Source organism: Corallococcus sp. CA053C (assembly GCF_003611675.1).
Taxonomy (GTDB): Bacteria; Myxococcota; Myxococcia; order Myxococcales; family Myxococcaceae; genus Corallococcus.
Genome location: NZ_RAWA01000115.1, coordinates 1 through 23,712, shown reverse-complemented (window position 1 = coordinate 23,712; position 23,712 = coordinate 1). Strand labels below are relative to the sequence as shown.

The window sequence follows — 23,712 nt, the reverse complement described above, 5'->3', positions numbered from 1 at the left end:
CAGGGGGGCAGTTCCCGCTGCGAATAGGCTTGGGCTGCCTTCCGGAGCCGGTCCTGGGCGCGGGAGAACTCCTCCTCGTCGCCGTCGTCCGCCTCGGCGTAGGCCAGGGCTGCGGCCGTCAGCCTGTCCCAGTGCGTCGCGTAGGGCTCGCGCAGCGGCTCCGATAGGGACTGCCCGCGCCGCTGCCGCATGAGGCGCCCGTGGCAGCGCCGGTGCCTGGGCGCCCGGGGCCGGGTGCAATCGCCTTCGGAGCACGGGGCTGGAGAGCGGCAGGAGGCCATGGACGTACCTGCTGTGCCGCATGCCCTGGCGGTCCGCACGAAGTGTGCGCGCGGAAGAGAGTCAACGAGAGCCGGTTTAGCGGTTTGCCACGATTCCGGGGCTGTTCCTTTTGGGTCAGCATCCACGCGCCACCCCGCAACGGAGTCCCGACATGCTCTTCCGTCCCCTTCTCGCAGCCTCTGCTCTCCTCTCGTTGCTCCCCGCCACGAGCTTCGCCCTCCCTTCCCAGTGTGACGACGTGTGCTTCTCCAGTCCCTGCAACACCTTTTGCGCGGTAGGCATGCGCACGTCGACCTGTCAGAAGGAGGGCTACTGCGGAGATCCGAGCCGCAACGATGAGCCGTCCGCTTCTATTACGGCGAACGCGTCCCCTCAGTCCGAGGACGCCGCCCCGGTGTGTCGCGAGGATCGTCCGGACGCTGAGCAGGGCGCAACCGCCGAGAGCTGAGCCACCCGCCAGCGGGCGGGTGGCGATGTCTGCCCCCGCTCGCCTCTCCATCTACTTCTCCCGGGGAGTGCCAGCCCTGAAGCTGTCTCAGGGGCTGGGCCGGCAGTAGCCCCGGGGGTAGGCGTAGCAATAGGTGCCGGTGGGGCAGGGCGGGAGCGCCGGTCCACACAGCGCCGGGTTGTCGAACTCGCAGGTGCCCCGGATGCCGTCCGTGCTGCAGTGCTGGCCCTCGGGACACGGGGGCAGCCGCGAACCACACGTCAGCGACTGCTCCGTGTCGGTGAGGGACGGCTCCTCCGACACGTCCACGGCCTCCGTGCCGCCACAGCCCGCCAGCATGACGCCCGCAGCCAGCAACAACCCCTTGATGAATCCTGCTCGCATGGGTGCTCCAGGGAAATGGTTTCCTGAATTCACTGCGCACCCAGCCTAGCCCGGTTTCACGTCCCCGAGGGTGGTGAGCCCCCGGGGGCCCAGGGCGCGCGTCACCGCGACGATGCCGAAGAAGAGCAGGGCGGCGCCCACGGTGATGGGCCGCACGCCCAGGCGGTCGGACAGCATGCCCTGGCCCCACACGCCCAGCATGTAGCCCACGTTCACCAGCAGCAGGAACAGGCTGCTCACGCGCGCTTGAAGCTCCGGCGGCGTGCGCGCCTGGCACACCGTCTTCAGGCCGGTGAAGACGACGAGGTACACGGCGCCCAGGACGAACAGCGCGACCATGGCCACGGGCAGGGTGGGGGACAGCCAGAAGATGGCGGAGCACAGGCCCACGAGCATCACGGAGACCTCCAGCAGGGCCCGCCGTCCCACGCGCGTGACGATGGCCCCCGTGCCGAATGCGGCGAGCACCGCGCCCGAGCCCTGCGCGGTGAGCAGCAGCGAGGTGGTGGTGGCGTCTCCGCCCAGGACCTTGAGGGCGAACACGGGGATGAGCCCCACGAAGGGGGAGATGAGCAGCCCGACGAACCCCACCGTCCCCAGCGCGAGCGCGATGCCGGGGTCCGTCCACGCGAGCTTCACGCCCCGGACGATGCCGGCCCACAGCGCCTCCACCTTCGGCGGCGTGGTGCGCACCGCGCCGTGCATTCGGGCCAGGGCCAGGAGCACGGCGAGGAAGGAGAGGGTGTTGATGAAGAGCGCCCCGGCGATGCCCAGCTTCGTGAGCACGAGCGCGGCGAGGACGGGGCCGATGATGCGGCCCAGGTTGAACTGCGCCGAGTCCAGGCTGAGCGCGTTGTGCAGGTCCTCCTGCGGGACGACGGCGACGGTGAGCGCGGTGGCGCAGGGGATGGCGAGCGTGCTGAAGGCGCCGTTGAGCAGCGAGATGCCCGCCACCCACGGCACGGTCAGGTTGCCCGTCGCGGCCAGCACCGTGAGCATCGCGGCGAGCAGCGCCTGGACGCAGATGCACACGGCCATGAAGCTGCGCCGGTCGAAGCGGTCCGCGAGCGCGCCTCCCAGCGGGGCGAGCACGAGCGAGGGCAGGTGGGTGAGCGCGGCGACGCCGCCCGTCCACGCGGCCTTGCCCGTCACCTGCGTGACGTAGACGCCCAGGGCTACCGACTCCATCCACGTGCCGATGTTGGACACGAGCATGCCTGCCCAGAGGTAGGCGAAGTCCCGGTGCGACAGGGCGCGGAACGAGGAGAAGCGCGAGAGCTGGAAGGTGGCCAAGGCGGGCCCGGTTCTACTGCGCTCCCCTGACGCGTGCTCGGTGGGTGCATGCCTACACGGCGGCGAGGAGGGGAGGGAGGCAGCAGGGGCGTTGACTCCCTGCCTGCCATGAGGGACGGGAGGAGCATGACGCGGCACAAGGTCCTCGTGGTTCCCCAGGCGGTCGCGGGCGAGCGGCTCGACCGGTTCCTCACGAAGCACGTCCCAGGGCTGACGCCGGAGCGCGCCCGCGCGCTGCTGGACGCGGGGCGCGTGCGCATCCGGGGCAAGAAGGCGCAGGCCACGCGCAAGCTCTGGGGTGGCGAGGAACTGGAGCTGGAGACGCCGGAGCCCCGCCCGCCGCCGGCTTCCTCGTTGGAGGGGCCGGAGCTGCCGGTGCTCCACGACGACGCGGCGTTGATCATCATCGCCAAGCCGCCGGGGCTGGTGGTGGAGCCGGAGGGGCGCGCGGCCTCCGTGGTGGGGCTGCTCGCGGCGCGGTGCCCGCCGTTCGACGTGGAGGGCGTGGCGCAGCCGGGGGTGGTGCACCGGTTGGACCGGGAGACGAGCGGCTGTCTGGCATTGGCGCGGACGGATGACGCCGTGGCGGCGCTCCTGAAGGCCTTTCAGGAGAAGCGCGTGGACAAGCGCTACCAGACGCTGGTGCTGGGAAGGCCGCCGGACACGGGCCGGCTGGAAGGCCCGTATGCGCGAGACCCGAAGGACCCGCGCCGCTTCACCACCCGCGTGCCCTCCGCGCGCCGGGCGGCGCTGACGTTCACGGTGCGCGAGCGGTTCCGGGAAGGGGCCCTGCTGGACATCGACCTGGACACGGGCCGTACGCACCAGATCCGCGTGCAGCTGTCCGAAGCGGGCTTCCCGGTGCTGGGAGACAGCGTCTACGGCACGGACGCCGCGCGCACGCACCCGGCCGCGCTCGCCGTGGGACGACAGGCCTTGCACGCGTGGCGCCTGGAGGTGCCTTCCTCCGCGACGGGGAAGATGGTGCAGGTGGAGTCCCCGCTGCCCGAGGACTTCCTGCGTGGGCTGGCGCTGCTGCGCGGCGGGGGCTCAGAAACGCCGTAGCGGTCTCACCGGAAGGCATCCACGACGTAGGCGGCTGCCACGGAGCCGTCGAGGATGGCGGTGCCCGGCTTCGACTCGGGCTCTTTCCTCATCTGGTCCTCGCTGAGCCGAGCCACCGCGCAGATCGGCAGCTTTTCGCTGTCCGGAGGGTGGGCCTCGTACCAACGGATGACGACCTGCGGGCCGCTCGTCCAGACCTGCCCATACAGACGGGTCGTCGCTTCGAGCGTGCCGAAGTCGCTCTTCAAGATGCTCTCGATGGGCCCATCGTAGAGCGTGATGCGACGGGACCTGATCTGGTTCGCATCGAGCTCCACCAGCGCGGTATCTCCGACATGGAGCCGGAGTGCTCGCATGATCTGTTTCGCTTCCGCCGAACAGTCCTGCGGTCCCGGAGTTCCATCCGCGCGCAGTGCCACCCCGCCTGTCGCAGTGCAGCCGGAGGCCATGAAGAGGATCGCGATCGCGCTGAATCCGAGGGTCTTGGTGATGGACATGAGCGGCACTTCTACTGCCGTAGCAGTGTGTGATCCATCCTCACCATGACCTGGAGGAGCCCATCACCCCGGAAGATCCGCAGCGCCAGGTCCGAGAGCTGGCCACCATCTGCCTCGAAGGCCCCCTTGTCCGCCACCACCAAGGGAAAAGCCAGACGCTTCTCCCCCACCACCTCATCCACGTCCGGCACCAGGCCGTCCGGCGAGCGCCCATGCGGCACCTGACACCCTGACGCTACGCGACCCTGTCGCGCAGGAATCCCCGGGCGAAGTCATCACTCAGGAACTTGCCGTCGAACTCCTCCATCCCCGCCATCCTCCCGAAGGTCTTCTCGAGGATGGACTCGGGCTCCATGCCGATCGGGTCGCCATGGCGTTTCAGCCTGCGCACCTGCGCCACCGCCAGGCGCACGAAGAGCTTCCACCAGAGCTTGAGCAGCGCCGTCTTGATGGGGCCCGCATGGGCCATCAGCGTCTGCACGCCCAGCCGGGTGCCGGCGATGTGCCGCGACTCGTCCTTCAACATCAGGCGGATCATCTCCTTCCCCGTCAGGTCCACCGCGTCCAGCTCCAGCGACCGCTGGAAGAGGGTCGCCGCCAGGGACTCCGTGAAGTAGGTCGCCAACAGCCACCGCTCCACCGCAAGGGGACCCGTCGTCGCCAGGAACACCAGCGGATCAAATGCCCGCTGCTTCGCCGGAGGCGAGTCGAGCTTGTTCAGGTAGGTGCGGAAGACGAACAGGTGCTTGGACTCGTCGTAGCACTGGGTGGAGTAGTAGGTGACCATCTCGCTCGTGTCGAACAGGTGTGCGGCCTTGTTCATCAGGCGCTGGATGATCTCAAGCCCTTGCCACTCGCCCTCGTAGAAGTACTGGAGGATCTGGATCCACCCGTCCTTGACGGCGCTCCGTTCAATGGGGCGGCTCCAGTCAATGGCGGTCTCGGGGTTCCAGTCGGCCGCGAACGCCATGCGCGAAAGCCCATCCCACGTCTTCGCCGTGGCCTTCTCCAGGGGGGTGTTCCTTGGTGTCATGGCGCACGAGACAAGCCCAGCTGGCCGTGCGGCGCGACACCCGCGCGATCCGCGCGTTGGATAGCGGAAGGTCCAGGAGCCAGCGCCCGTGCGTCCCCCGACACCGGGGACGCACGGGCGTCGCGACCGGACCTAGCGGTCCGGACGCTGCGTCACCCGGATGGCATTGACGAGCGGTTCTCCGAAGCCCTGGCGTGGGATGAGCCGCAGGTTGAACTGGCCGTCGGTGACGGTGACGAAGAAGCCGTGATCATCCGCCCGCAGCAGCCCCACCTCGTTGGCGATGTCGTGCGCCGGCAGCACCAGGTCGTTCTCCGCCACCACGTCGTAGATGCGCTCCAGCCGCTGCTTGCCCTGGATCTCCGCGAAGCGCAGCTCCAACTGGTACACGCCCGGCGGCAGGTTGTCGAAGCGGTACTCGACGAAGCCCCGCCGCCCCCGCTGGTAGAGCCGATCCTCCACCGTGCCGGCGATGGCCCGTGACGTCGAGGCCCGGTCCGACGGCTCCAGGTACCCCCAGCTTCCGGGCGCATGGCGCTGATCCGCCGCCCACGGGTTCGCGAAGCGGTCGACATACGTGTCGCCGCCCGAGTTCACCGCCTGCTGGTAGGCCGGGACGATGAGGCTCACGCGCACCTGCTGCAATGGCTGCCGCCCGCTGTTGGTCCGCACGAACACCGTGGCCTGATAGACACCGGGCGCAAGCCCGCGCGTGTCCACCGTGACCGCGATCTCCTGACGCTGCCCGGGGGGCAGGCTGCCCTGCTGCGGCTGCTCCGAAAGCCACGGGACGTCCGTGAACGCCGGCACGCCGCTCTCCAGGAGGAACACCTTCTTGGCTTCCATGCCCACCATCCACAGGTTGCCCCGCTCATCCATCTCCAGGCCGGCGCCGTTGAAGCCCGGCGTCGGGTGCGCCAGCGTGTTCAGCACGGTGCAGGTGGCGGGGTTGAGCTCGTAGATCGTGTCCGAGGGGCTGTTGGTCGCCGCCCAGAGCACTCCCATCGAACCGTTCCAGGCGAGGCCGGAGATGGCGTTGTCCGGGGGGCTGCACTGGCTGATCACCGCGCCCCGGTCCGCATGGGAGAGCCCCTTGATGTGATACACGATGCCCTCGTTCCAGCCGCCCACGTAGAACGTGTCGTCATCCGCGCGGTAGGCCAGACCTCGCTGGGAGGTGACCGTCCACGGGAGCGCGCCGCTGATGACCTCCACCTCCTCACCCGTGAGCGGGTTCCAGCAGTGGATGCCATTGTCGCCGCCCACGGCCAATTGGCACATCAGCCCCCGGCCTGCGTCATAGGCCATGTCCGCGGGCCACTCGCCCGCCCACGGCGTCGCGAAGGTCCGCCCCGTGGCCGCGCCCTCCACGGTGAACTCGTGGTTGAAGCGCAGTGAGGCATCCCCCACCCAGACGCTGCCCGTGAAGCCCACGCCCCAGGGGACGTCCAGCCCCGTGGCGGGCCAGCTGCGCAGCACGTCCCCGACCAGGCTCGCGGACCAGCCGGGCGTCGCCGCGAGGCCCATGAGCTGCCGCGTGGTGCGGCTGTTCGGCTCCGCCTTCAGGTTCCGGACCCGCGAGCGCAGCGACGTGAGCCGCACCTGCTCGCCGCCCGCCTCGGCCAGCTCCCACTTCAGCGGCGCCGAACCGGTGTTGCCCAGCGTCAGCGGAAGCGTCCGCCGCTGCCCCGGCGGGACGATGAACTCCAGCACCGTGGGGGTGAGCACGGCGCGGGCCGTGCGCAGCACCCAATCCCTGTTCACCACCTCTTCATCCACCGACAGCCGGACTCCGCCGGACTCCGTCCCGTAGTTGGGCGCGGAGACCGCCAGCCCGTACGTCCCGAGCGGCAACTGCAGGCGGTAGCGGCCCTGCGCGTTCGTGGTGGCGACCCGGAACACGCTGCCCCCCACCAGGGCGCGCACGGTGGCGTCGGCGACCGGCAGCCCGTCATTGGCATCCGTCACGACGCCCTGGACGAAGCCGTTGGGCGGCAGGTCGAACAGGATGGCCCGCTCCGAGCGCAGGGAGGGCGTGTTGAACGAGGTCATCAGCCCGACGGTGCCGGACGCGTTCTCGATGCCCACCGTCGCTGAACCACCCTGCTCCAGCGCGCTGGCGTCGAGGTCCCGGTACTGCATCAGCACCCGCCCGTCCTCGAAGAGCACCACCTCGAAGCTCACGCTCGCCTCCGGGGCCTCGTAGAACGAGACGTCCCGCCACTCGATGACGAACTCGCGCGACGGCGCCGTGCCCCGCTCCAGGATGCGGACGCTGGCCGCCGCGTCCACGATGAAGTCATCCCAGAACGGGTGGAGGGCCGCGTTGGGGGGAGCGGTGTCCGGAACCGGGCCGTTGATGTTGAACGCGTTGGGCGCGAGGAAGTTCAGCGAGCCATTCGTCGAGACAAACACCTTGTCATACGTCTGCCCATAGAAGGTGAAGGGGAAGGGCAGGGGTAGCTCGATGGATTCGTCATCCCCTGTCAGCGGGACGACCGTGGTGGCTTCGACATAGGCGGAGCCCTGGAGCCGGCAGAAGTAGCCGTACGCGTCCGACCGGCCGCTCAGCACGAAGTCCAGCACCTCTTCACCGTCCACCACCAGCGGGAGCGTCACCGCGTCGAAGCAGCCTCCTGCCTCCACCCGGACGTCATACGGACCCTCCGGCACTTTTTCGAAGTGGTAGCGGCCGTCCGCGCCGGTGATGGCCGGCGCAAGGGGCGTCCCCAGCAGGGTGACGGTGGCGTTGGCCACCGGGGCGCCCGACGCATCCGTGACGCGGCCGGAGACCTCGTGCGAAGGCACCCGGGCCAGGGAGAAGTCCTGGGTGGCGGTGCCGCCCTCGCTCACCCCGACCCCGGTGACGGTGACCGTCTCGTAGCCGAACAGGCGGACCGTCACCGTGTAGCTGCCCACGGGGAGCACGAGCGAGTAGCTCCCCTGGGCGTCCGTGACCGTCGTCCTTTCGGTGGGGCCCGTCACGTCGACGCGGGCCCCCGCGAGCGCGGTGCCCGTGGACGCCACGGTGACCTGGCCCGCGAGCAGCCCCGTGGGCCCTCGCGGAGAGAGCTCGACCGCGCGAAAGGCATCCAGGGTCCCTTCGCCCCAGACGTTGTTGTCAGCGGGCGTGCCCCCACAGCCCAGGTCTTCCCGGTCCACCGCCGACGCGTCGAGCAGCGCGCGCGTGGTGGCCACATCCCCCAGCAGCGAGGGGGCCGCCGACCACATCAGGGCGACCGTCGCCGCGACGTGGGGCGAGGCCATGGACGTGCCGCTGTAGGCTTCATATCCGCCGCCCGGCACGCTGCTGCGCACGTTCACGCCCGGCGCCGCGATGTCTGGCTTGAGGATGCCGCCGAACGCCGAGGCGCCCCGGCCGGAGAACGACGCGATGGTGCCGTTGATGTCGAACGCGCCAGCGCTGTAGGACTCCGGGTAGGCACCGGGGGTTCCGGAGGTGCCGCAGCCGGATTCGCCATCATTGCCATTGGAGAAGACAGGGAAGATGCCCGCGGCGACCCATGCCTGCACGATGGACTGGAAGAAGGGATCCGTGGGCCCACCGCCCCAGGAGTTGTTGATGATCTGCGGCCGCAGGTCCGGTCGTGGGTTGCCGCCGTTCAAGTCCGTGGGGGCCAGCATCCACTGGCCGGCGGCCAACAGCGCCTCCACCGAGCAGCCCAGATCCTCACACCCCTTGGCGGTCATCCACCGCACGCCCGGAGCCACGCCAATCTGGTTCGCCCCCGGTGCGCCGTCGTCGCCCACCATCGTGCCCAGCGTGTGCGTGCCGTGCCCCGCGTTGTCACAGGGCGCGAGCGACGGGCTGCCGCATGTCTGGGTCGGGTCGAACCAGTTGTAGTTGTGGTCCACGCTGCCGTCCGCCTGGCGCCCGCGGTACTGGCGCGCCAGCGCGGGGTGGTCGAACTGGGCGCCCGTGTCGATGCTGCCCACGGTGATGCCCTCGCCCCGGGTGCCAAACGTGGCCCAGGCCTCGGGGGCGCGGATCCGGGAGACGTTCCACTCCAGCGCGGTGGGATGGACCGCGAGGCCAGGGCGCGGCTTGGGAATCTGGAAGCGCACGTCCCGCACCACCCGCTCGACGTCGGGGTGCCGCGCCAGCTCCTTGGTGGTGAGGGCGTCCGCATCCACCCGGATGGCATTGATGATCCACGCGGACTGGTAGCTCAACCCACGGCGGTTCAGCGCGTTGCGCAGGTCCTTCTGACTGCCCTGGGCGACCGTCTGCAATTGCTGGGTGACGAAGCGGCCCCGCGCGGCCCAGTCCTTGATGGCATACGCCGGGCCCAGGTCTGCCTTCTGGCGGAGCACCAGCCAGACGGCGTTGCCCGGCTTCGATGGCGGCGGCTTCGCTGACGCCACCGGCGGGGACGAGGAGGCGGCGAGGAGGGGGACCGAGGCGAGCACGACCAGCGCGAGCGCGAGCGCGCCCCACCGTCGGGGGGGCCGGATGAGGGACTTCATGGCGGGTTCTCCCCCTGGGGCCCCTACGGGGAAAGGGCGCCCGGGCAGGCATGGGTTGACGGCGACGACGCCGTGATCTGCGTCGTCGCGCCGGGTCCTGCCACTGCGCATCAGGATGGCGGCGTGCCCGACACAGGACACGACGCGGGTTTCAGCGGGCTGGCAGGTTGAGCACGACCCAGGTGCGGTCGCGACACGTCCCAATCCAATCCTTCAGGTCATGCAGGTGCAGGTGCGCTGGGGGAGGACTGGCATTGTCCCACTCGGAAAACCCCAGCCCCAGGTAGGGCCGGGCTCCGAAAAAGCTGAAGGCAAGCAGGCCGGCTGTCTGGCTGATAATTCCGTTTAAACGCCGTTTGTTCAGTCGGGTTGTGCTCGTGTTACATTCTTGATACTCTCATTTTCTCAGCTCATTCCTCTTCCGGGGAGGTCGGCCCACCTCCGCGGCAATGGCTCACATTGTGAGGACGGGATTCGTGTGTCTGCGTTTCCCGAAGGGTCGCTGCCTCCACCCCCTGTCGCATCGAGCCCCCATGACCTCCGCCCCCGAGCGGCTGTCGCTGAACTCCCCTCCTGACGTTCCGCTACGCGCGACGGTTCCCTTGAGTCCGGGAGCCGGACGGTGACGGGCCTGGGGGGCATGACGTCAGAGACAGCCGGAGAGTGGGAGAAGGTGCTCGTCATCTTCGCGGCCGAGGCCGAGCGGCTCGTCTCCTCCATGGAAGAGGGGCTCATCGCGCTGGAGGTGTCTCCCGCGGACGACCTGCTCCCGGGCATCCTGCGCGGGGCGCATACGCTGAAGGGCGCCGCGGGGTCGCTCGGCTTCCAGGCCGTGACGGACTACACGCACGGCGTCGAGGACCTCCTCCAGGCGCTGCTCGACCAGCGCCTCACGGTGAACGAGGAGCGGGTGTCGCTGCTGCTCGCCGCCGTGGACCACCTGCGCGACTTGAGCCAGGCGTCGCTCGCCGGCGTGGATTCGCTGGGTGCGGTCCACAAGGCGCACCTCGCCCTGCTCAAGAGCACCGCCAGCGCCCACCCGTCCGTGAAGGCGGCCCCGGCGGCCCCGGCCCCGCTCAGCCTCCCGCGGCTTCCGGAGGCGCGCGGCGCGACGCGGGGCCGCTCGCGGATGGATCTGGAGCGGTTGGACCGCATCGTCACGCTCACCGCGGAGCTGTCCGTCGCGCGCGGCCGGATGACGCAATTCCTGACGCGCGCGGAAGGCTCCGGCGCCAGCTGGGAGGACGCGCTCGCCCAGCAGCGGGAGATGGATCCCCTCTTCGAGGAGCTCCAGGAAGAGGTGATGAAGGTCCGCATGGTCCCGGTGGGGCCGCTGTTCCGCCAGCACCTGCGCACCGTGCGCGACCTGGCCCGCTCGCAGCAGAAGCTGGCCCTGCTGGAGCTGGAGGGCGAGGACGCGACGCTGGACACCGCGGTGCTGGACGCGCTGCGCGACCCGCTGCTGCACCTCTTGCGCAACGCGCTGGACCACGGCATCGAGTCCCCCGACGAGCGGCGGGCCGCGGGCAAGGACCCCCGGGGCCACCTGCGGCTCAAGGCCTACCATGACGCCGGCAGCGTCGTGGTGGAGCTGGCCGACGACGGCCGCGGCATCCAGCGCGAGCGGGTCCGCGAGCGCGCGCGGGAGCGGGGCCTGGTGGCGGCGCCCGAGCGGCTGCGCGACGACGAGCTGTTGCGCCTCATCTTCGAGCCGGGCTTCACCACCGCGGCCACCGTGACGGAGCTGTCCGGACGCGGCGTGGGCATGGACGTGGTGCGCCGGGACATCGAGGCGCTGCGCGGCTCCGTCTCCGTCCAGAGCCAGGAAGGCAAGGGCACCACCCTGACGCTGCGCCTGCCCCTCACGCTCGCCGTCATCCAGGGCTTCGCGATGGGCGTGGGCGACCAGGTCTACGTCGTCCCCATCCAGGGCGTGCAGGAGTGCATGGAGGTCCCCGCGGACGAGCGCTCGTCGAGCGCCTCCGGCGTCCTGTCCCTGCGCGGCCAGCCGCTGCCCTACCTGCGGCTGCGCCAGGTGTTCGGGCTGGGCGGCGAGCTGCCGGCCCGGGAGAACGTCGTCGTCCTCAAGCACCCGGACGGCGTCATCGGGCTGGCGGTGGACGAACTCCAGGGTGAAGGCCAGCGCGTCATCCGGCCCCTGGGCAAGCTCTTCCAGGGCGTGCCCGGCATCTCCGGCTCCACCATCCTGGGCGATGGCCGCGTGGGCCTGCTGCTGGACACGCCCACGCTGGTGCGCAGGGCCATCCTCCGCGCCGGCGAGCCCGGCGAGCCTGCCGACGCCTCCTCTTCCCCGCAGGACCTCCTCCCCCCTTCCGACGCGCCCCGCGCGCTGTCACGGCCGTCCCCCCTTTCGGAGTGACCATGTTCAAGAACCTGAGCATCTCGGGAAAACTGCTGCTCGCCTTCGGCTCGATGGTGGCCATCATCGTCGCCCTCGTCGCCATGGTGTACATGACGCTGGACCGGGCGGCCGTGTCGTCGAACTACGACACCGAGAGCCGGCTGGTGCTGATCGCCGTGCGCACCCTGGAGGGTGACATGGCCGACCTGGAGACGGGTCAGCGCGGCTTCCTCATCACCGGCGACGAGAAGTTCCTGGACCCCTACACCCAGGCGCGCCTGAGCATCTCCCAGAACATCGACCGCATCCGCGAGCTCACCCAGGGCAACCGCCGCGAGCAGGATCGCCTGCAGGAGATCCGCGACCTGATGCAGCAGTGGGTGACCCAGCACCTGGAGCCCCTCATCGCCCAGCGCCGCGAGGTCAACGCGGGTCGGGGTGACCTGGCGCAGCTCATCGCGGTGGAGCAGTCCGCGCGCGGCAAGCAGACCGCGGACCGCATCCGCACGATGCTCACCAAGCTGGCCGACGACGAGGAGGCCCTGCTGCAGGAGCGCATCGCCCAGACCGCCGTGCTGGGGCGGGACCTGTACAACGCCCTCACCTTTGGCGGCCTCTTGAGCGTGGCGCTCGCGGGCCTGCTGTCCTACTTCCTCACCCGCAGCATCGTGCAGCCGCTGAACGAGGCCGTGCAGGTGACGGCGCAGGTCACCTCCGGCGACCTCACGGCGAACATCACCGCCCAGGGCCGCGACGAGACGGGCCGGATGATGGGCAGCATGCGGGAGATGATCCAGCGGCTGTCGGGCGTCATCAGCGAAGTGCGCGGCGCCGCGGGCTCGCTGTCGTCCGCGTCCCTCCAGGTGGCCTCCGCCGCGCAGGGCCTGTCGCAGGGCACCAGCTCCCAGGCGGCCTCCGTGGAGGAGACCACCGCCAGCCTGGAGCAGCTCAACGTGAGCATCCGCCAGAACTCGGAGAACAGCCGGGAGATGGAGCAGACGGCCGTGAAGGGCGCCCGGGACGCGGAGGAGAGCGGCCGCGCGGTGAAGGAGACCGTGGAGGCGATGAACGCCATCGCGGAGCGCATCTCCATCGTGGAGGAGATCGCCTACCAGACGAACCTGCTCGCGCTGAACGCCGCCGTGGAGGCGGCCCGCGCCGGCGAGCACGGGCGCGGCTTCTCCGTCGTCGCCACGGAGGTGCGCAAGCTGGCCGAGCGCAGCCAGAAGGCCGCGAAGGAGATTGGCGGCCTGGCCTCCTCCAGCGTGAAGGTCGCCGAGCGCAGCGGACAGCTGCTGGGTGAGCTGGTGCCCGCCATCCGCCGCACGTCGGAGCTGGTGCAGCAGGTGACCAACGCCTCGCGCGAGCAGGCCGTGGGCGTCTCGCAGATGACGCGCGCCATGACGCAGGTGGATCACGTCACGCAGCGCAACGCCTCCGCCGCGGAGGAGCTGTCGTCCACCGCCGAGGAGATGGCCACCCAGGCCGAGTCGCTCCTGCAGATGATGACGTTCTTCCGGCTGGTGGAGGGCTTCGGCTTCAACGCCCCCACCGCCCCGGCGCGGCCCACGGCGCCCCGGCTGCCGGCCTCGCCTGGCCGGGGGCTCCAGATGTCCGCGCAGGGGGCGCTCGCCGCGGCCTCGCCGCTGTCCGTGTCCCGGCACCTCAACGGGCACGCCAACGGGCATGCCAACGGGCACCTGAACGGCGCGGCGGAGTCTCCGGCCCACCCCGACTTCCAGCGATTCTAGGGAGACCGCGCACCATGAACAACCCCAACGAACCCGGTGGCGCCCGGTCCAGCTACCTGAGCTTCATGCTCGCGGACGAGCAGTACGCCGTGGGCCTCCTTCAGGTGCGGGAGATCATCGAGTACCGCCCCGTCACGCGCGTGCCGGGGATGCCGGCCGCCGTGCAGGGCGTCATCAACCTGCGCGGCAGCGTGGTGCCCGTCGTGGACCTGGCCGTGAAGTTCGGCCTGCCGCCCCGGCCCATCACCCGCTGGTCCTGCTTCGTCATCGTCGAGGCGACGTTCGACGGCCAGCAGACGGTGCTGGGGCTGCTCGCGGACACCGTGCGCGAGGTGCTGGAGCTGGGCCCCGGCGACATCGAACCGCCCCCGGCCTTCGGCACCCGCGTGCGGCTGGAGTTCCTGCGGGGCATGGGCCGGCAGGAGGACGCGTTCATCCTGCTGCTGGACCTGGACCGGCTCCTGTCCCTCGACGAGCTGCTGCGGCTGACGAGCGCCGCCGACGAGGTGACGGCTCCCATGCCGGCTCCGGCGTCCGCGCAGTCGTCCGGGGCCGCGCTTCCGGAAGCCCAGGGCAACGGGTGAGGGGATGACCGTGCTCGCGGCAGGGTCGCATGCGTTGCCTCCCGCGCTGTCGCACGGGGAGCTGATGTTGTTCCAGCGACTGGTGGAGGCGGAGACGGGCATCCACCTGTCCACGGCGAAGAACGCGCTGGTGGCGAACCGGCTGTCGCGGCGGCTGCGCGAGCTGGGGCTGAGCTCGTTCGCCGCGTACCACGCGTATGTCACCTCGCGCGGGAACGAGGCGGAGAAGGTGCGGATGCTCGACAGCCTCTGCACCCACGAGACGTCCTTCTTCCGCGAGCCCCGGCACTTCGAGTTGCTGCGCGACCACGTCCTGCCGGAGTGGGCCGCGCAGGGGGGCAGGGGACAGCGCCCCCGCAGCGTCCGCGTCTGGAGCGCGGGGTGCTCCACGGGAGAGGAGCCGTACTCGCTGGCGATGACGCTCCTGGAGGCCTTCCCCCGGGGCTCCGGGTGGAACGTGGAGGTCGTGGCGACGGACCTGTCCACCTGGGCCGTGCAGCGCGCGGAGCAGGGGCTCTGGAGCCAGGAGCGGGCGCGGACCATCCCGACGCCGCTCTTGCGCAGGTACATGCTCAAGGGCGTGCGCAGTCAGGAGGGGTTGATGACGGCGGGCCCGGAGCTGCGCGCCGTGATGCGCTTCGGCCGCGCCAACCTGCATGTCCCCAGCACGTGGCCCCAAGGGACGTTCGACCTCATCTTCTGCCGCAACGTGCTCATCTACTTCGGCGCGGACGCGCGCGCGCGCGTCATCCAGGGGCTGCTCCAGCGCCTGCCGGAGACGGGGTACTTCTTCCTCGGGCACGCGGAGAGCCTCATCGGCATCACCGCGGCGGCGCGCTCGGTGAGCGCCAACGTGTACACGCCCCGCCCGGGCCCCGCGACGACGTCCCGCGAGTAGCGCGTCCTGCGGGAGGAGCGGAAGCCATGCCCGCCCGGCGCCGGCCCCTGCCAGGCCAGACGGCCGAGTGGGTGGGCGAGAGGGAGCCCTCGTCTCCAGATTGGATCTGGACCCGAGGCCGTCCAGGCACGGCCTCCCCTTCCAGGAGACAGCACCATGGCACGCGCAATCCTCAAGAAGGCCGGCGAGGCGGACGAGCGCCGGCTCTTTGTTTCGCACGGTGAAGCAGACGTCCTGAACCTCGGAGAGCTCATCATCGGGCGGGGCGTCTTCGAACCGGGCTGGCAGTGGTCCCAGCACGTGAAGCCTCTGTCCGGCACCGAGTCCTGCGAGGTCGTCCACACCCTCTGCGTCCTCACCGGACGGATGCACATCCAGATGCGGGATGGCCAGGAGCTGGACCTGGATCCGGGCGACGTCGCCTTCATTCCGCCGGGCCACGATGCCTGGGTCGTGGGCGATGAGGTCTGCCGCGTCGTGGACTTCACCGGGGCGGAGGACTACGCCCGCGTCCGCATGGGCAGGGACGAGGCGCCGCAGCCCTCCTTGCAGTAGGCCCGGGCCCTCGCCGGGGGCGGGCGCGCGCACCCGCATGCACGTGGCACCCGCGTGTCTGAAGTTACGGGGGACCCTGGGCCCACGGGCCCATCCCACGGAAGGCAATGCCATGAGTGACGCAGACAGGATCCGCGCGGTCCTCCTCCAGATCTCCGAGCTGATCCGCTCGGTGACGCAGGAGGGAGGAGTGACGGAGCATGAGCACTTCGAGGAGGCGGAAAGCAGGGAGTACCATCCCGCCAGCACGGGGGGGTGCACGCTGAAGCTGCTGCCCAGGCGCCTGCTGGTGAGGGCCGCGGAGGTGGCGACGAAGGTCAACCCGGTGAACGCGCCGGTGTTGGGGCCGCTCGCCGCGATGGGCGTGAGCCTTCCGCTGGACCCGCTGCGCATCGCGCTCCTGACGTCGAAGTACTGGGGGCCCGCCACGCGCAAGCTGACCGTCAGCTTCCTGGAGTCCACCCCGGCCAACCTGCGCGCGCGCATCGTCCAACACCTGAACGCCTGGGCCGCGAGCGCCGGGGTTTCGTTCGTCGAGACGAGTGGCACGGGCGACGTCCGGATCTCCCGGGGCCCGGACGGCTTCTGGTCGTACCTGGGCACGGACATCAAGCTCATCCCCACGCACCTGCCGACGATGAACCTGGACGCGTTCACGATGAACACGCCGGAGTCCGAGTACCGCCGTGTCATCCGGCACGAGGCAGGGCACACGCTGGGCTTCCCGCACGAGCACATGCGCCGCGAGCTGGTGGCGCGCATCGACCCCGCCAAGGCGTACGCGTACTTCCTCCGGACGCAGGGCTGGGACAAGGCCACGGTCGACCAGCAGGTGCTCACCCCGCTCGATGACAAGACCATCTTCTCCACGCCACCGGATCAGACCTCCATCATGTGCTACCAGCTGCCGGCCTCCATCACGCGCGACGGGCAGCCCATCCTGGGAGGCGTGGACATCAACGGGACGGACTCGCTGTTCGCGGGCCTCATCTACCCGAAGTTCGGCTTCGGAGAGGTGAAGGCCGGCCGCAAGGAGAAGGTGGAGGGCGAAGCGGAGCTCGTTCCCACGATGGCCCAGGCGTACGCGCAGGATTGGGGCGCGGCACAGGATCCGCAACACATCATGTAGGCTGCCTTTCCATGCCCTACCAACGCCCTCCGGTGAAGGCCCCGCGTCTGTCTGGCGTGGCCCTCAAGGCCCTCGTCAACACCCTGGAGCGGGGCGGCGTCGGGCCCGCGTTGGTGGAGAAGCTGATGCGGGACAGCGGCATCGACCGGTGGCGTGAGCTGTCCGCCGGCGATGCGACGCCCCTCCAGTACCCCCTGCCGCCCGGTGCGCCGCCGGCCGAACCGCAGACCCCGGAGGCGCAGGCCGCGCGCGCCATCGCCGCGTCGCCGGTGGCGCCACCGCGGGAGACGGTGGCGGCCTTCGCGCGCGCGTACCGGGACGGCGGGACGGATCCGGTGGCCGTGGTGCACCGGCTCCACGAAGCCATCGAGCGGCTGGACGGCGGCGCCGACCGCCTGGGCCTCTTCATCGCGCGCAAACCCGACGAGGTGCTGCGGGCGGCGGAAGCGGCGGGGGAGCGGCTGCGCGCGGGCAGGCCCCTGGGCGTGCTCGACGGGGTGCCCGTCGTCCTGAAGGACGAGCTGGACCTGGCGGGCTTCCCCACGACGCTGGGCACGACGTTCCGCTCCGAGCCGGCCCAGGCCGACTCCACCGTGGCCGCGCGCCTGAAGGCCGCGGGCGCGGTCATCCTGGGCAAGGCCAACATGCAGGAGATTGGCATCAACCCCATCGGGCTGAACCCGCACCACGGCGCCGCGCGCAACCCGTGGAACCGGGGCCACCTCACCGGCGGCAGCTCCAGCGGCTCCGGGGCCGTCGTGGCGGCGGGGCTGTGCCCGGTGAGCATTGGCGCGGACGGGGGCGGCTCCATCCGCATCCCGGCCGCGCTCTGCGGGGTCGTGGGCCTCAAGGCAACCTGGGGCCGCATCCCGGAGACGGGCGTGCCGCCGCTGTGCTGGAACGTGGCGCACGTCGGCCCCATGGGCCTCACCGTGGACGACGTCGCGGCGGTGTATGCGATTGTCGCGGGCTCCGACGGGCGGGATGTCGCGTCGCTGCAACAACCGCCGCACCACCTGTCTGGCTATGAAGACGGCGCGTTGAAGGGCGTCCGTCTGGGCCTCTGCACGCCGCACTTCGAGGACGCCGACGCGGACGTGGTGGCCCGGTGCCGCGACGCGGTGCGGGCCCTCACCGACGCGGGGGCCACGGTGGTGGAGCTTCCTCCGCCCGACCTCAACACCATTCTCTGGACGCACAGCTGCATCATCCTGAGTGAGATGACGGAGGCGATGCTGCCGCAGGTGAAGGTGCGCGCGTCCGTGTTCGGGCTCGACTCGCGCACCAACCTGGCGCTCGGGCGTCACTTCCGGGCGACGGACTTCGTCCATGCGCTGCGGCACCGGCAGCGGTTGACCCGGGAGCTGCTGGCGCTCATGGCGGACGTGGATGTCATCGTCACGCCGACGACGGCCAGCACCGCCCCGCTCATCCCCGAAGCGGCGCTCCCCGCCGGAGAGTCGAACCTGCCCATGGTGGACGCGCTGATGCGCTTCATCCGCCTGGCGAACCTCACGGGCTGCCCCGCCCTCTCGGTGCCGGCGGGCTTCGACCGCGCGGGCCTGCCGGTGGGCGTGCACCTCATGGGACGGCCCTATGAGGAACACCTGCTGCTGCGCCTGGGCCGGGTGGTGGAGCGCGCGACGGAGCGCCGCACGCCGGCCGTCCACGTGAATGTCCTGCCCTGACGGCGCGAGCAGGTCCCGGCGCCCGGGCGGGTTTCGCTTTTGTTAGCGTCGGCTTTCGTCCCGCCAGGGTGGCGCGGACAGGAGGCGACCCCGGGATGGACTCAATCGACACGCGCCTGGAGCGGCTGGATGCCCGCTTCCGACGGTTGCAGGGCCTCACCTTCGCCGCGCTCGCCCTGGCAGGCGTGGGCCTGGGCGCGGCGGCCCTGCGGGATGCACCGACGCATCCTGGAGAGCTCGTCGTCTCCCGGCTGGTGCTCCGAGATGCGCAGGGCCGTACGCGGGCCACCCTGGGCACGGACCGGGGCGGCGGCGCGGCGCTGGTGTTGCACGACAATCAGGGCCGGCCCCGGGCGCTGCTGGGCCTGGGCGAGGACGAGTCCCCCCGGCTGCGCTTCTCCACCGCGGAGGGCGAGTCGCTGGCGGAGCTGATGGTGTTCTCGGACGAGGCCCCGCGCCTCACGTTGTCCAACTCCGGAGGCGTGGAGCTGTTCTCCGTGGGGCTCCAGGTGGACGGCTCTTCGCGGCTGGAGCTGGCGGATGCGAACGGGCGGCCCCGCGCCATCCTCGGCGCGGACGAGAACGGCTCGCCCGGGTTGCTGCTGGTGGACCGGCGCGGACAGACGCGCGCGGCCTTGCGCGTGGGGCACTCGGACGAGGCGAGCCTCGTGCTGGAGGGAAGCGACGGCGAGGTGTTCCGCGCGCCCCTCGTGCAGTAGCGGCCCTCAATCCCAGCCGCGCAGCTGCATGCGCACGCGCTGGGTCAGGAGCGCCCACTCCTCCCGCTTGAGGGTGGCCAGCACGCGGCCGCCCACGATGGTGAGCCCGGTGAGCGTCATCACCAGGAACCCGATGCGGTGGTCCCTCAGCCCCGCGTCGAGCAGGTTGGCCACCACGTCCAGGGTGAGGAACAGCGTCCCCAGCGCGAGGTAGGCGCGGATCTGCAACGCCATCCCCACCGCCACGCCCAGCAGGCAGACCGCCCCGAAGACGAGCGCATACGTCCCGTCCGCCGACTCGCCCATCCGCAGCGCCAGCTTCGCCGCCGCGGGCACGTACAGCAGCAGCCCTCCGAGGATGCGCACCGCGTTGCGGGCGGCGTGCGGCAGGCTGGCCGTGAAGAGCTGCCCCAGCATCAGGAGCAGCAGGCCGAGCGGCGCCAGGTACACCTCCAGCCCCTCCAGCCCGAACGCGAGCGCGGCGATGAGCAGCGCGAGGTTGGCGGCACCCGCCGCGAACGCGCCGAACATCCGGCTGCGCTCCACCGCGCCCAGCGCCGAATACAGCAGGCCCGAGCCGCCCGCGAGCAGGGCCGCCTCGCCCGTCGCGTCCCCCGGGAGGACGAGCGCGATGCCAATGGGCAGCAGCGCCGCGAACCGCCGCGTCGCCTGCTCCACGGGGCGCACGCCCGCCCTGCGCGCCAGCACCGTCACGCCCACCAGGACGAAGCCCAATGACAGCGCGAAGAGGGCGTCATGCTCGGGGCGCAGGCCCTGCGCGTACAGGCCGCGCACCAGCGCGTAGACGCCCACCACCGCCACCTGCACGAAGTACACGTGCCGGCCGGTGTGCTCGCGCCACGCGCAGTGCAGGGACACGCCCACGGCCAGCCCGATGGCCGCGAGCGCCAGCGGCAGCGCCTCCTCCGTCGCCTGGCCCCCCACGGCGAGGACGGCGAGCAGCACGCCGGTCGCCACCAGCCACAGGTCGCGCCCCCAGCCCATTCCATCCGCCACGTCGCTCCGCCGCCGCGACGTCACGCGGTGGGCCACGTGCAGCGCCAGCGCGCTCCCCGCGGCGGCCAGGGCCAGCGCCGCGCCCTGGGACATGAAGAGGGGCGCGTAGTCCGGCCACTGCGCGAGCTGGAGCGCGCGGATGACGAAGGACACCATCAGCGCGGAGACGACGGCGCTGCCCATCACGGCCGTCCCGAGCCCCGCCACGAACCCGGCGAAGGCGCCCCGCCACTGGAACGCCGCCACGAGCAGCGTCGCGGCGATGAGCGCGAGCGTCATTGGGAGCGCGGGGGAGACCATCCACCGCCCGTCCAGGCCCACGAGCATCCGCCAGACGAGGACGGGGACGGCCGCCGTTGTCGACGTCGCCTGCGTCGCGGCCAGCGCATAGGCCATCGCCGCCAGGCCGTAGGGCACCACGGCGAGGTGGGCGCGGAACCGCGTGGAGCCCGCGTCGAGCCCCCGCCGCCGCGCGACCCACGGGCTGAGCGCCACCACCGCCAGCGCCACCAGCGCGAGCACCGGGCCCGGCCATGTCGCGAAGAAGTCGAGGCGGTGCGCCTGGGCATGGATGAGCAGGAGGAGGCCGACGCCCAGGGCGCTCCGCCCCGGACCGCGCGCCCCTCCGATGAACAGCACGGCCCCCGTGGCGAAGGCGAGCCCCGCGGCCGTGAGCCCGGGCTGGAAGAACGCCGCCGCCGCCACGAGCATCACGGCCGTGAAGGACCAGCGGCGCAGGGCCCGGAGCAAGGGCAGGTGGAGGTACTCGTCGCCCAGGGAGAAGAGGCGGCGGAGGAAGGCGCGCCCCGCTTCCAGGCGGCCCACCCCCAATGCCACCCCGGCATAGACGAGCCCCGCGGCGGCGACGCCCGCGAAGGCCCGCTGCCACAGGAGGAAGAGGGTGTCGCCGGGAGCAAGCCACGCCTCGGGCTGGAGCCAGGAGAGAGAGGCGCCGAGGGCCTCCACCGCGGTGGCGCGCACCCACTGCCCGTCCGGAGGCAGCAGCGTGGCCAGCGGCGCCCCGAGCAGGGACTGCTGCGCGCCCCAGAGCGCGGCGCCGGGCAGGCCCAGCAGGAGGCCCAGGTGGATCAGCGGCCGTGAGCGGAAGGAGGCCGCGAGCAACAGCCAGAGCAGCGCCGAGCCCAGCACCATGAGCGGCGGCACCACGCCGAGCGCACGGGACGGATCCGGCAGCCCCACCTTCACGGCGGAGCGCACGAGGACCACGGCCAGCGCGGCCACGCCCAGGTGCGGCACCGCGTGGTAGAGCGGCCCGTGCAGCGGCTTCTCCAGGCGCCTGCCGAGCCACGGGCCGAAGCGCCGCGTCGCCAGCGCCAGGGCCCAGAGCGCGATGCCGATGAGCGGGAGGCGGAAGCCCACCACATCGGGCGGAAGCGGTCGGCCCGCGCGGTTGATGATGGCGGTGAGCGCGATGAACCCTCCGCCCGCGGCGAGCGTCACCACCGAGCCGCGCAGCTGATACGCCACGAAGCCGCGCGACACGAACGCCAGCAGCGCCAGCGCCGTGAGCAGCGCTCCCGCGAGCAGGAAGTCGGGCCGCTCGGCGCTGACGGGTACGGGGATCCACTGGATGAGCGTGACGGTGGCGAAGACGGCCTGCACGAGCGCCGCGGCGGCGAAGCCATCCGTGAACAGGGGCCGCCCCCGCGCGCCGAAGGGCAGGGGGATGCCGCCCAGCAGCCGACGGACCTTCGGCCGCGGCGCGTTCTCCGTGGCAGGGCCGCGACCGCGCAGCGCCGCGAGGAGCGCGAAGCCGAGCCCCAGCGACGCGGCCACGAGGGCGGCCCGCGGCGAGTTGAAGTCGGAGACCGTGCCCAGGCCGCGCGTCACCGTGAGCGCGAGCCCCATGGCCGCGAGGAAGCCCACCAGCCGGCTGCCCTCCCTGCGCAGGCGCAGCAGCAACACCGCCGTGGCCAGCACCGTGGGCACGCAGACGAGCAGCGCTCCGTTCGTGGCCGTGGCCATGGACGGCAGGGTGGGCGTCACGCCCAGGGCCAGCACCACCCCGAGCGCGGCGAGGCCCAGCGAGAGGTCCTCCAGGGGCTGGAGCAGGTCGCTCCGACCCGTGCGCCGCATCCACGCGTCCTGCACGAACCCGGCGACCCCGTAGAGCCCCGCCGCGAGCGCGAAGACGGTGAGGCTCGCCGTGTTCGAGGCAAGCTCCGGGGTCCCCGCGACGAACGCGAGCGCCCCGAACAGCGCGGCGACTCCGCCCAGGTAGTGGAGGCCCCGCCAGTTCCAGCCGCCTGCCACGTGGGCCGCGACCGCGACCACCAGCCCCGTCAGCGCCTTCGGCCAGAACCCGCCTGACCCCCAACCCCAGGACGCCCACGTGACGACGGGCAGCGTCGCCAGGGAGACGACGATGCTCCACGCGAGCATCCGGTTGCGCAGGCCCTGGGCCGGGTTCGTCCGTGCCATGAGCATCAAGCCGGCGGACACCGCCGCGACACCGAAGCACCACCACGCCGGCTCCGCGGGCGCCAGGATGCGCGCGAACAGCGTCCCCGAGAGCAGCGCGGCCATGACGCCCGTGTGCACCAGCGCCCGGCGTCGCGGCTCCAGCGCGAAGAAGATCCACGCGGCCAGCACGGGCGCGCACGCGGACGCCACATCCAGCAGGCCGTCATCCCCCGGCGAGACGGAGAACGCGCCCAGGGCCCCCGCGAGCGCGGCGCTCGCCACCACCGCGTGCGCCAGCGTCTCGAACACCGGGCCCGCGCGCGGATACGCCTCGCGGACGGAGTCCGTGGACGCGGCCCACGCCACCACCGCGCCGAGCGCCACCGCCCAGAGCGTGAGGCCCGCGAACAGGGCACTGCCCGGCTCCAGCGCATCGAAGCCGGAGGGCCCGCTCGCCACGCAGAAGACCGCCAGCCAGAGCGCCCCGTAGAGCGCGGCGCCCGCGCTGACGAACAGCGCCTTGCCCGGAGCCGCCCTTCGCGCACGCCACACCGTGGCACCGAGCGCCACCACGCCCGCGGACGCACACAGCGCGCGCAGCCAGGGCGCTTCGTCCCACCCCATCAACGGCAGCCCCGCCAGCAGCGAGGGGAACAGCGCCACCGCGAGCGACCCGGCGGACGTCCCATGCAACAGCCGCCCCGCGGTCCTCAGCGGCAGGAGGGCGAGGGCCGCGACCCCGATTGCGACGGGGAAGCCCACCACCGGTGTCAACGCCACCAGCGAAGACAGCGCGATGAACACCACCGGCAGCAGGGCAAGCCCGATGCCCGCGAGGACCCGCCCGGCCGACAGCGAGCGCCGCGCCAGGAACGCTCCCAGCCCGATGAAGGCCGCGTGGTAGCCCAGGAGCGCGCCCGACACGAGCAGCTGCCGGGGCACGCCGCCGAGCGCCCGCCACGCCTCGCGGACGCCCATGAGCGAGCCGCCCAGCACGAGCACCGCGCCGAGGAACCACCAGATGTATTCGTGCAGGCGGGGCGCGCCCTCGACCTCATCGAGCGCGACCATGGCCTCCAGCCCGCCCCCCAACGT

The 23,712-nt window shown here is 71.6% G+C and carries 17 protein-coding genes; 9 read left to right on the top strand and 8 right to left on the bottom strand.

Annotation, left to right across the window (positions count from 1 at the left end; translation table 11 throughout):
* The 3 genes from D7V97_RS17410 to D7V97_RS17400 all read right to left on the bottom strand — a co-directional run.
* Window positions 1-191, bottom strand: a 191-nt coding sequence (locus D7V97_RS17410) for a hypothetical protein (protein WP_147444843.1), incomplete at its 3' end; no start/stop codon positions are given.
* Window positions 192-817: 626 nt separating this feature from the next.
* Window positions 818-1,114, bottom strand: a complete 297-nt coding sequence (locus tag D7V97_RS17405) for a hypothetical protein (protein ID WP_120611767.1) — start codon at window positions 1,112-1,114, stop codon at window positions 818-820.
* A gap of 45 nt (window positions 1,115-1,159) precedes the next feature.
* Window positions 1,160-2,407 (bottom strand): MFS transporter, encoded by a 1,248-nt coding sequence (locus D7V97_RS17400; RefSeq protein WP_120611766.1) that lies wholly within the window; start codon window positions 2,405-2,407, stop codon window positions 1,160-1,162.
* A gap of 126 nt (window positions 2,408-2,533) precedes the next feature.
* Here D7V97_RS17400 and D7V97_RS17395 point away from each other — a divergent pair, with 126 nt between their 5' ends.
* Complete coding sequence (locus D7V97_RS17395) at window positions 2,534-3,472, top strand: RluA family pseudouridine synthase (RefSeq protein ID WP_120611765.1); 939 nt, start codon at window positions 2,534-2,536, stop codon at window positions 3,470-3,472.
* A gap of 5 nt (window positions 3,473-3,477) precedes the next feature.
* Here the strand turns inward: D7V97_RS17395 and D7V97_RS17390 are convergent, their stop codons facing one another.
* The 4 genes from D7V97_RS17390 to D7V97_RS17375 form a co-directional block, all read right to left on the bottom strand.
* A complete protein-coding gene (locus tag D7V97_RS17390; RefSeq protein ID WP_120611768.1) occupies window positions 3,478-3,969 on the bottom strand; it encodes a serine/threonine protein kinase in 492 nt (163 codons plus the stop codon).
* Window positions 3,970-3,980: 11 nt separating this feature from the next.
* Window positions 3,981-4,190: a hypothetical protein gene (locus tag D7V97_RS17385; RefSeq protein ID WP_147444842.1), complete on the bottom strand. Its 210-nt coding sequence runs from the start codon at window positions 4,188-4,190 to the stop codon at window positions 3,981-3,983.
* A gap of 14 nt (window positions 4,191-4,204) precedes the next feature.
* Window positions 4,205-5,002: a ferritin-like domain-containing protein gene (locus D7V97_RS17380; protein WP_120611763.1), complete on the bottom strand. Its 798-nt coding sequence runs from the start codon at window positions 5,000-5,002 to the stop codon at window positions 4,205-4,207.
* A 132-nt stretch (window positions 5,003-5,134) separates the two neighbouring features.
* A complete protein-coding gene (locus D7V97_RS17375) occupies window positions 5,135-9,490 on the bottom strand; it encodes a carboxypeptidase regulatory-like domain-containing protein (protein ID WP_120611762.1) in 4,356 nt (1,451 codons plus the stop codon).
* Window positions 9,491-10,130: 640 nt separating this feature from the next.
* Here D7V97_RS17375 and D7V97_RS17370 point away from each other — a divergent pair.
* The 8 genes from D7V97_RS17370 (at window position 10,131) to D7V97_RS17335 (ending at window position 19,176) form a co-directional block, all read left to right on the top strand.
* Entirely contained in the window at window positions 10,131-11,870 is a 1,740-nt protein-coding gene (locus D7V97_RS17370; protein ID WP_120611761.1) for a chemotaxis protein CheA, read from the top strand.
* A 2-nt stretch (window positions 11,871-11,872) separates the two neighbouring features.
* On the top strand, window positions 11,873-13,603 hold the full coding sequence (locus D7V97_RS17365) for a methyl-accepting chemotaxis protein (RefSeq protein WP_120611760.1): 1,731 nt from the start codon (window positions 11,873-11,875) through the stop codon (window positions 13,601-13,603).
* 14 nt (window positions 13,604-13,617) lie between these two features.
* Complete coding sequence (locus D7V97_RS17360; protein WP_120611759.1) at window positions 13,618-14,187, top strand: chemotaxis protein CheW; 570 nt, start codon at window positions 13,618-13,620, stop codon at window positions 14,185-14,187.
* Between the two features lie 4 nt (window positions 14,188-14,191).
* Window positions 14,192-15,085 carry a protein-glutamate O-methyltransferase CheR gene (locus D7V97_RS17355; protein WP_120611758.1) on the top strand — a complete coding sequence of 298 codons (894 nt, stop codon included), beginning with the start codon at window positions 14,192-14,194 and terminating at the stop codon, window positions 15,083-15,085.
* Window positions 15,086-15,241: 156 nt separating this feature from the next.
* Window positions 15,242-15,640, top strand: a complete 399-nt coding sequence (locus D7V97_RS17350; RefSeq protein ID WP_120611757.1) for a cupin domain-containing protein — start codon at window positions 15,242-15,244, stop codon at window positions 15,638-15,640.
* 112 nt (window positions 15,641-15,752) lie between these two features.
* On the top strand, window positions 15,753-16,769 hold the full coding sequence (locus tag D7V97_RS17345; RefSeq protein WP_199728838.1) for a M12 family metallopeptidase: 1,017 nt from the start codon (window positions 15,753-15,755) through the stop codon (window positions 16,767-16,769).
* An 11-nt stretch (window positions 16,770-16,780) separates the two neighbouring features.
* Complete coding sequence (locus D7V97_RS17340; protein ID WP_120611756.1) at window positions 16,781-18,457, top strand: amidase; 1,677 nt, start codon at window positions 16,781-16,783, stop codon at window positions 18,455-18,457.
* A gap of 95 nt (window positions 18,458-18,552) precedes the next feature.
* Window positions 18,553-19,176 (top strand): hypothetical protein, encoded by a 624-nt coding sequence (locus tag D7V97_RS17335; protein WP_120611755.1) that lies wholly within the window; start codon window positions 18,553-18,555, stop codon window positions 19,174-19,176.
* 6 nt (window positions 19,177-19,182) lie between these two features.
* Here the strand turns inward: D7V97_RS17335 and D7V97_RS17330 are convergent, their stop codons facing one another.
* Window positions 19,183-23,688, bottom strand: coding sequence for a hypothetical protein (locus D7V97_RS17330; RefSeq protein WP_199728837.1), 4,506 nt, complete (start codon window positions 23,686-23,688; stop codon window positions 19,183-19,185).
* Between the last annotated feature and the right edge of the window lie 24 nt (window positions 23,689-23,712).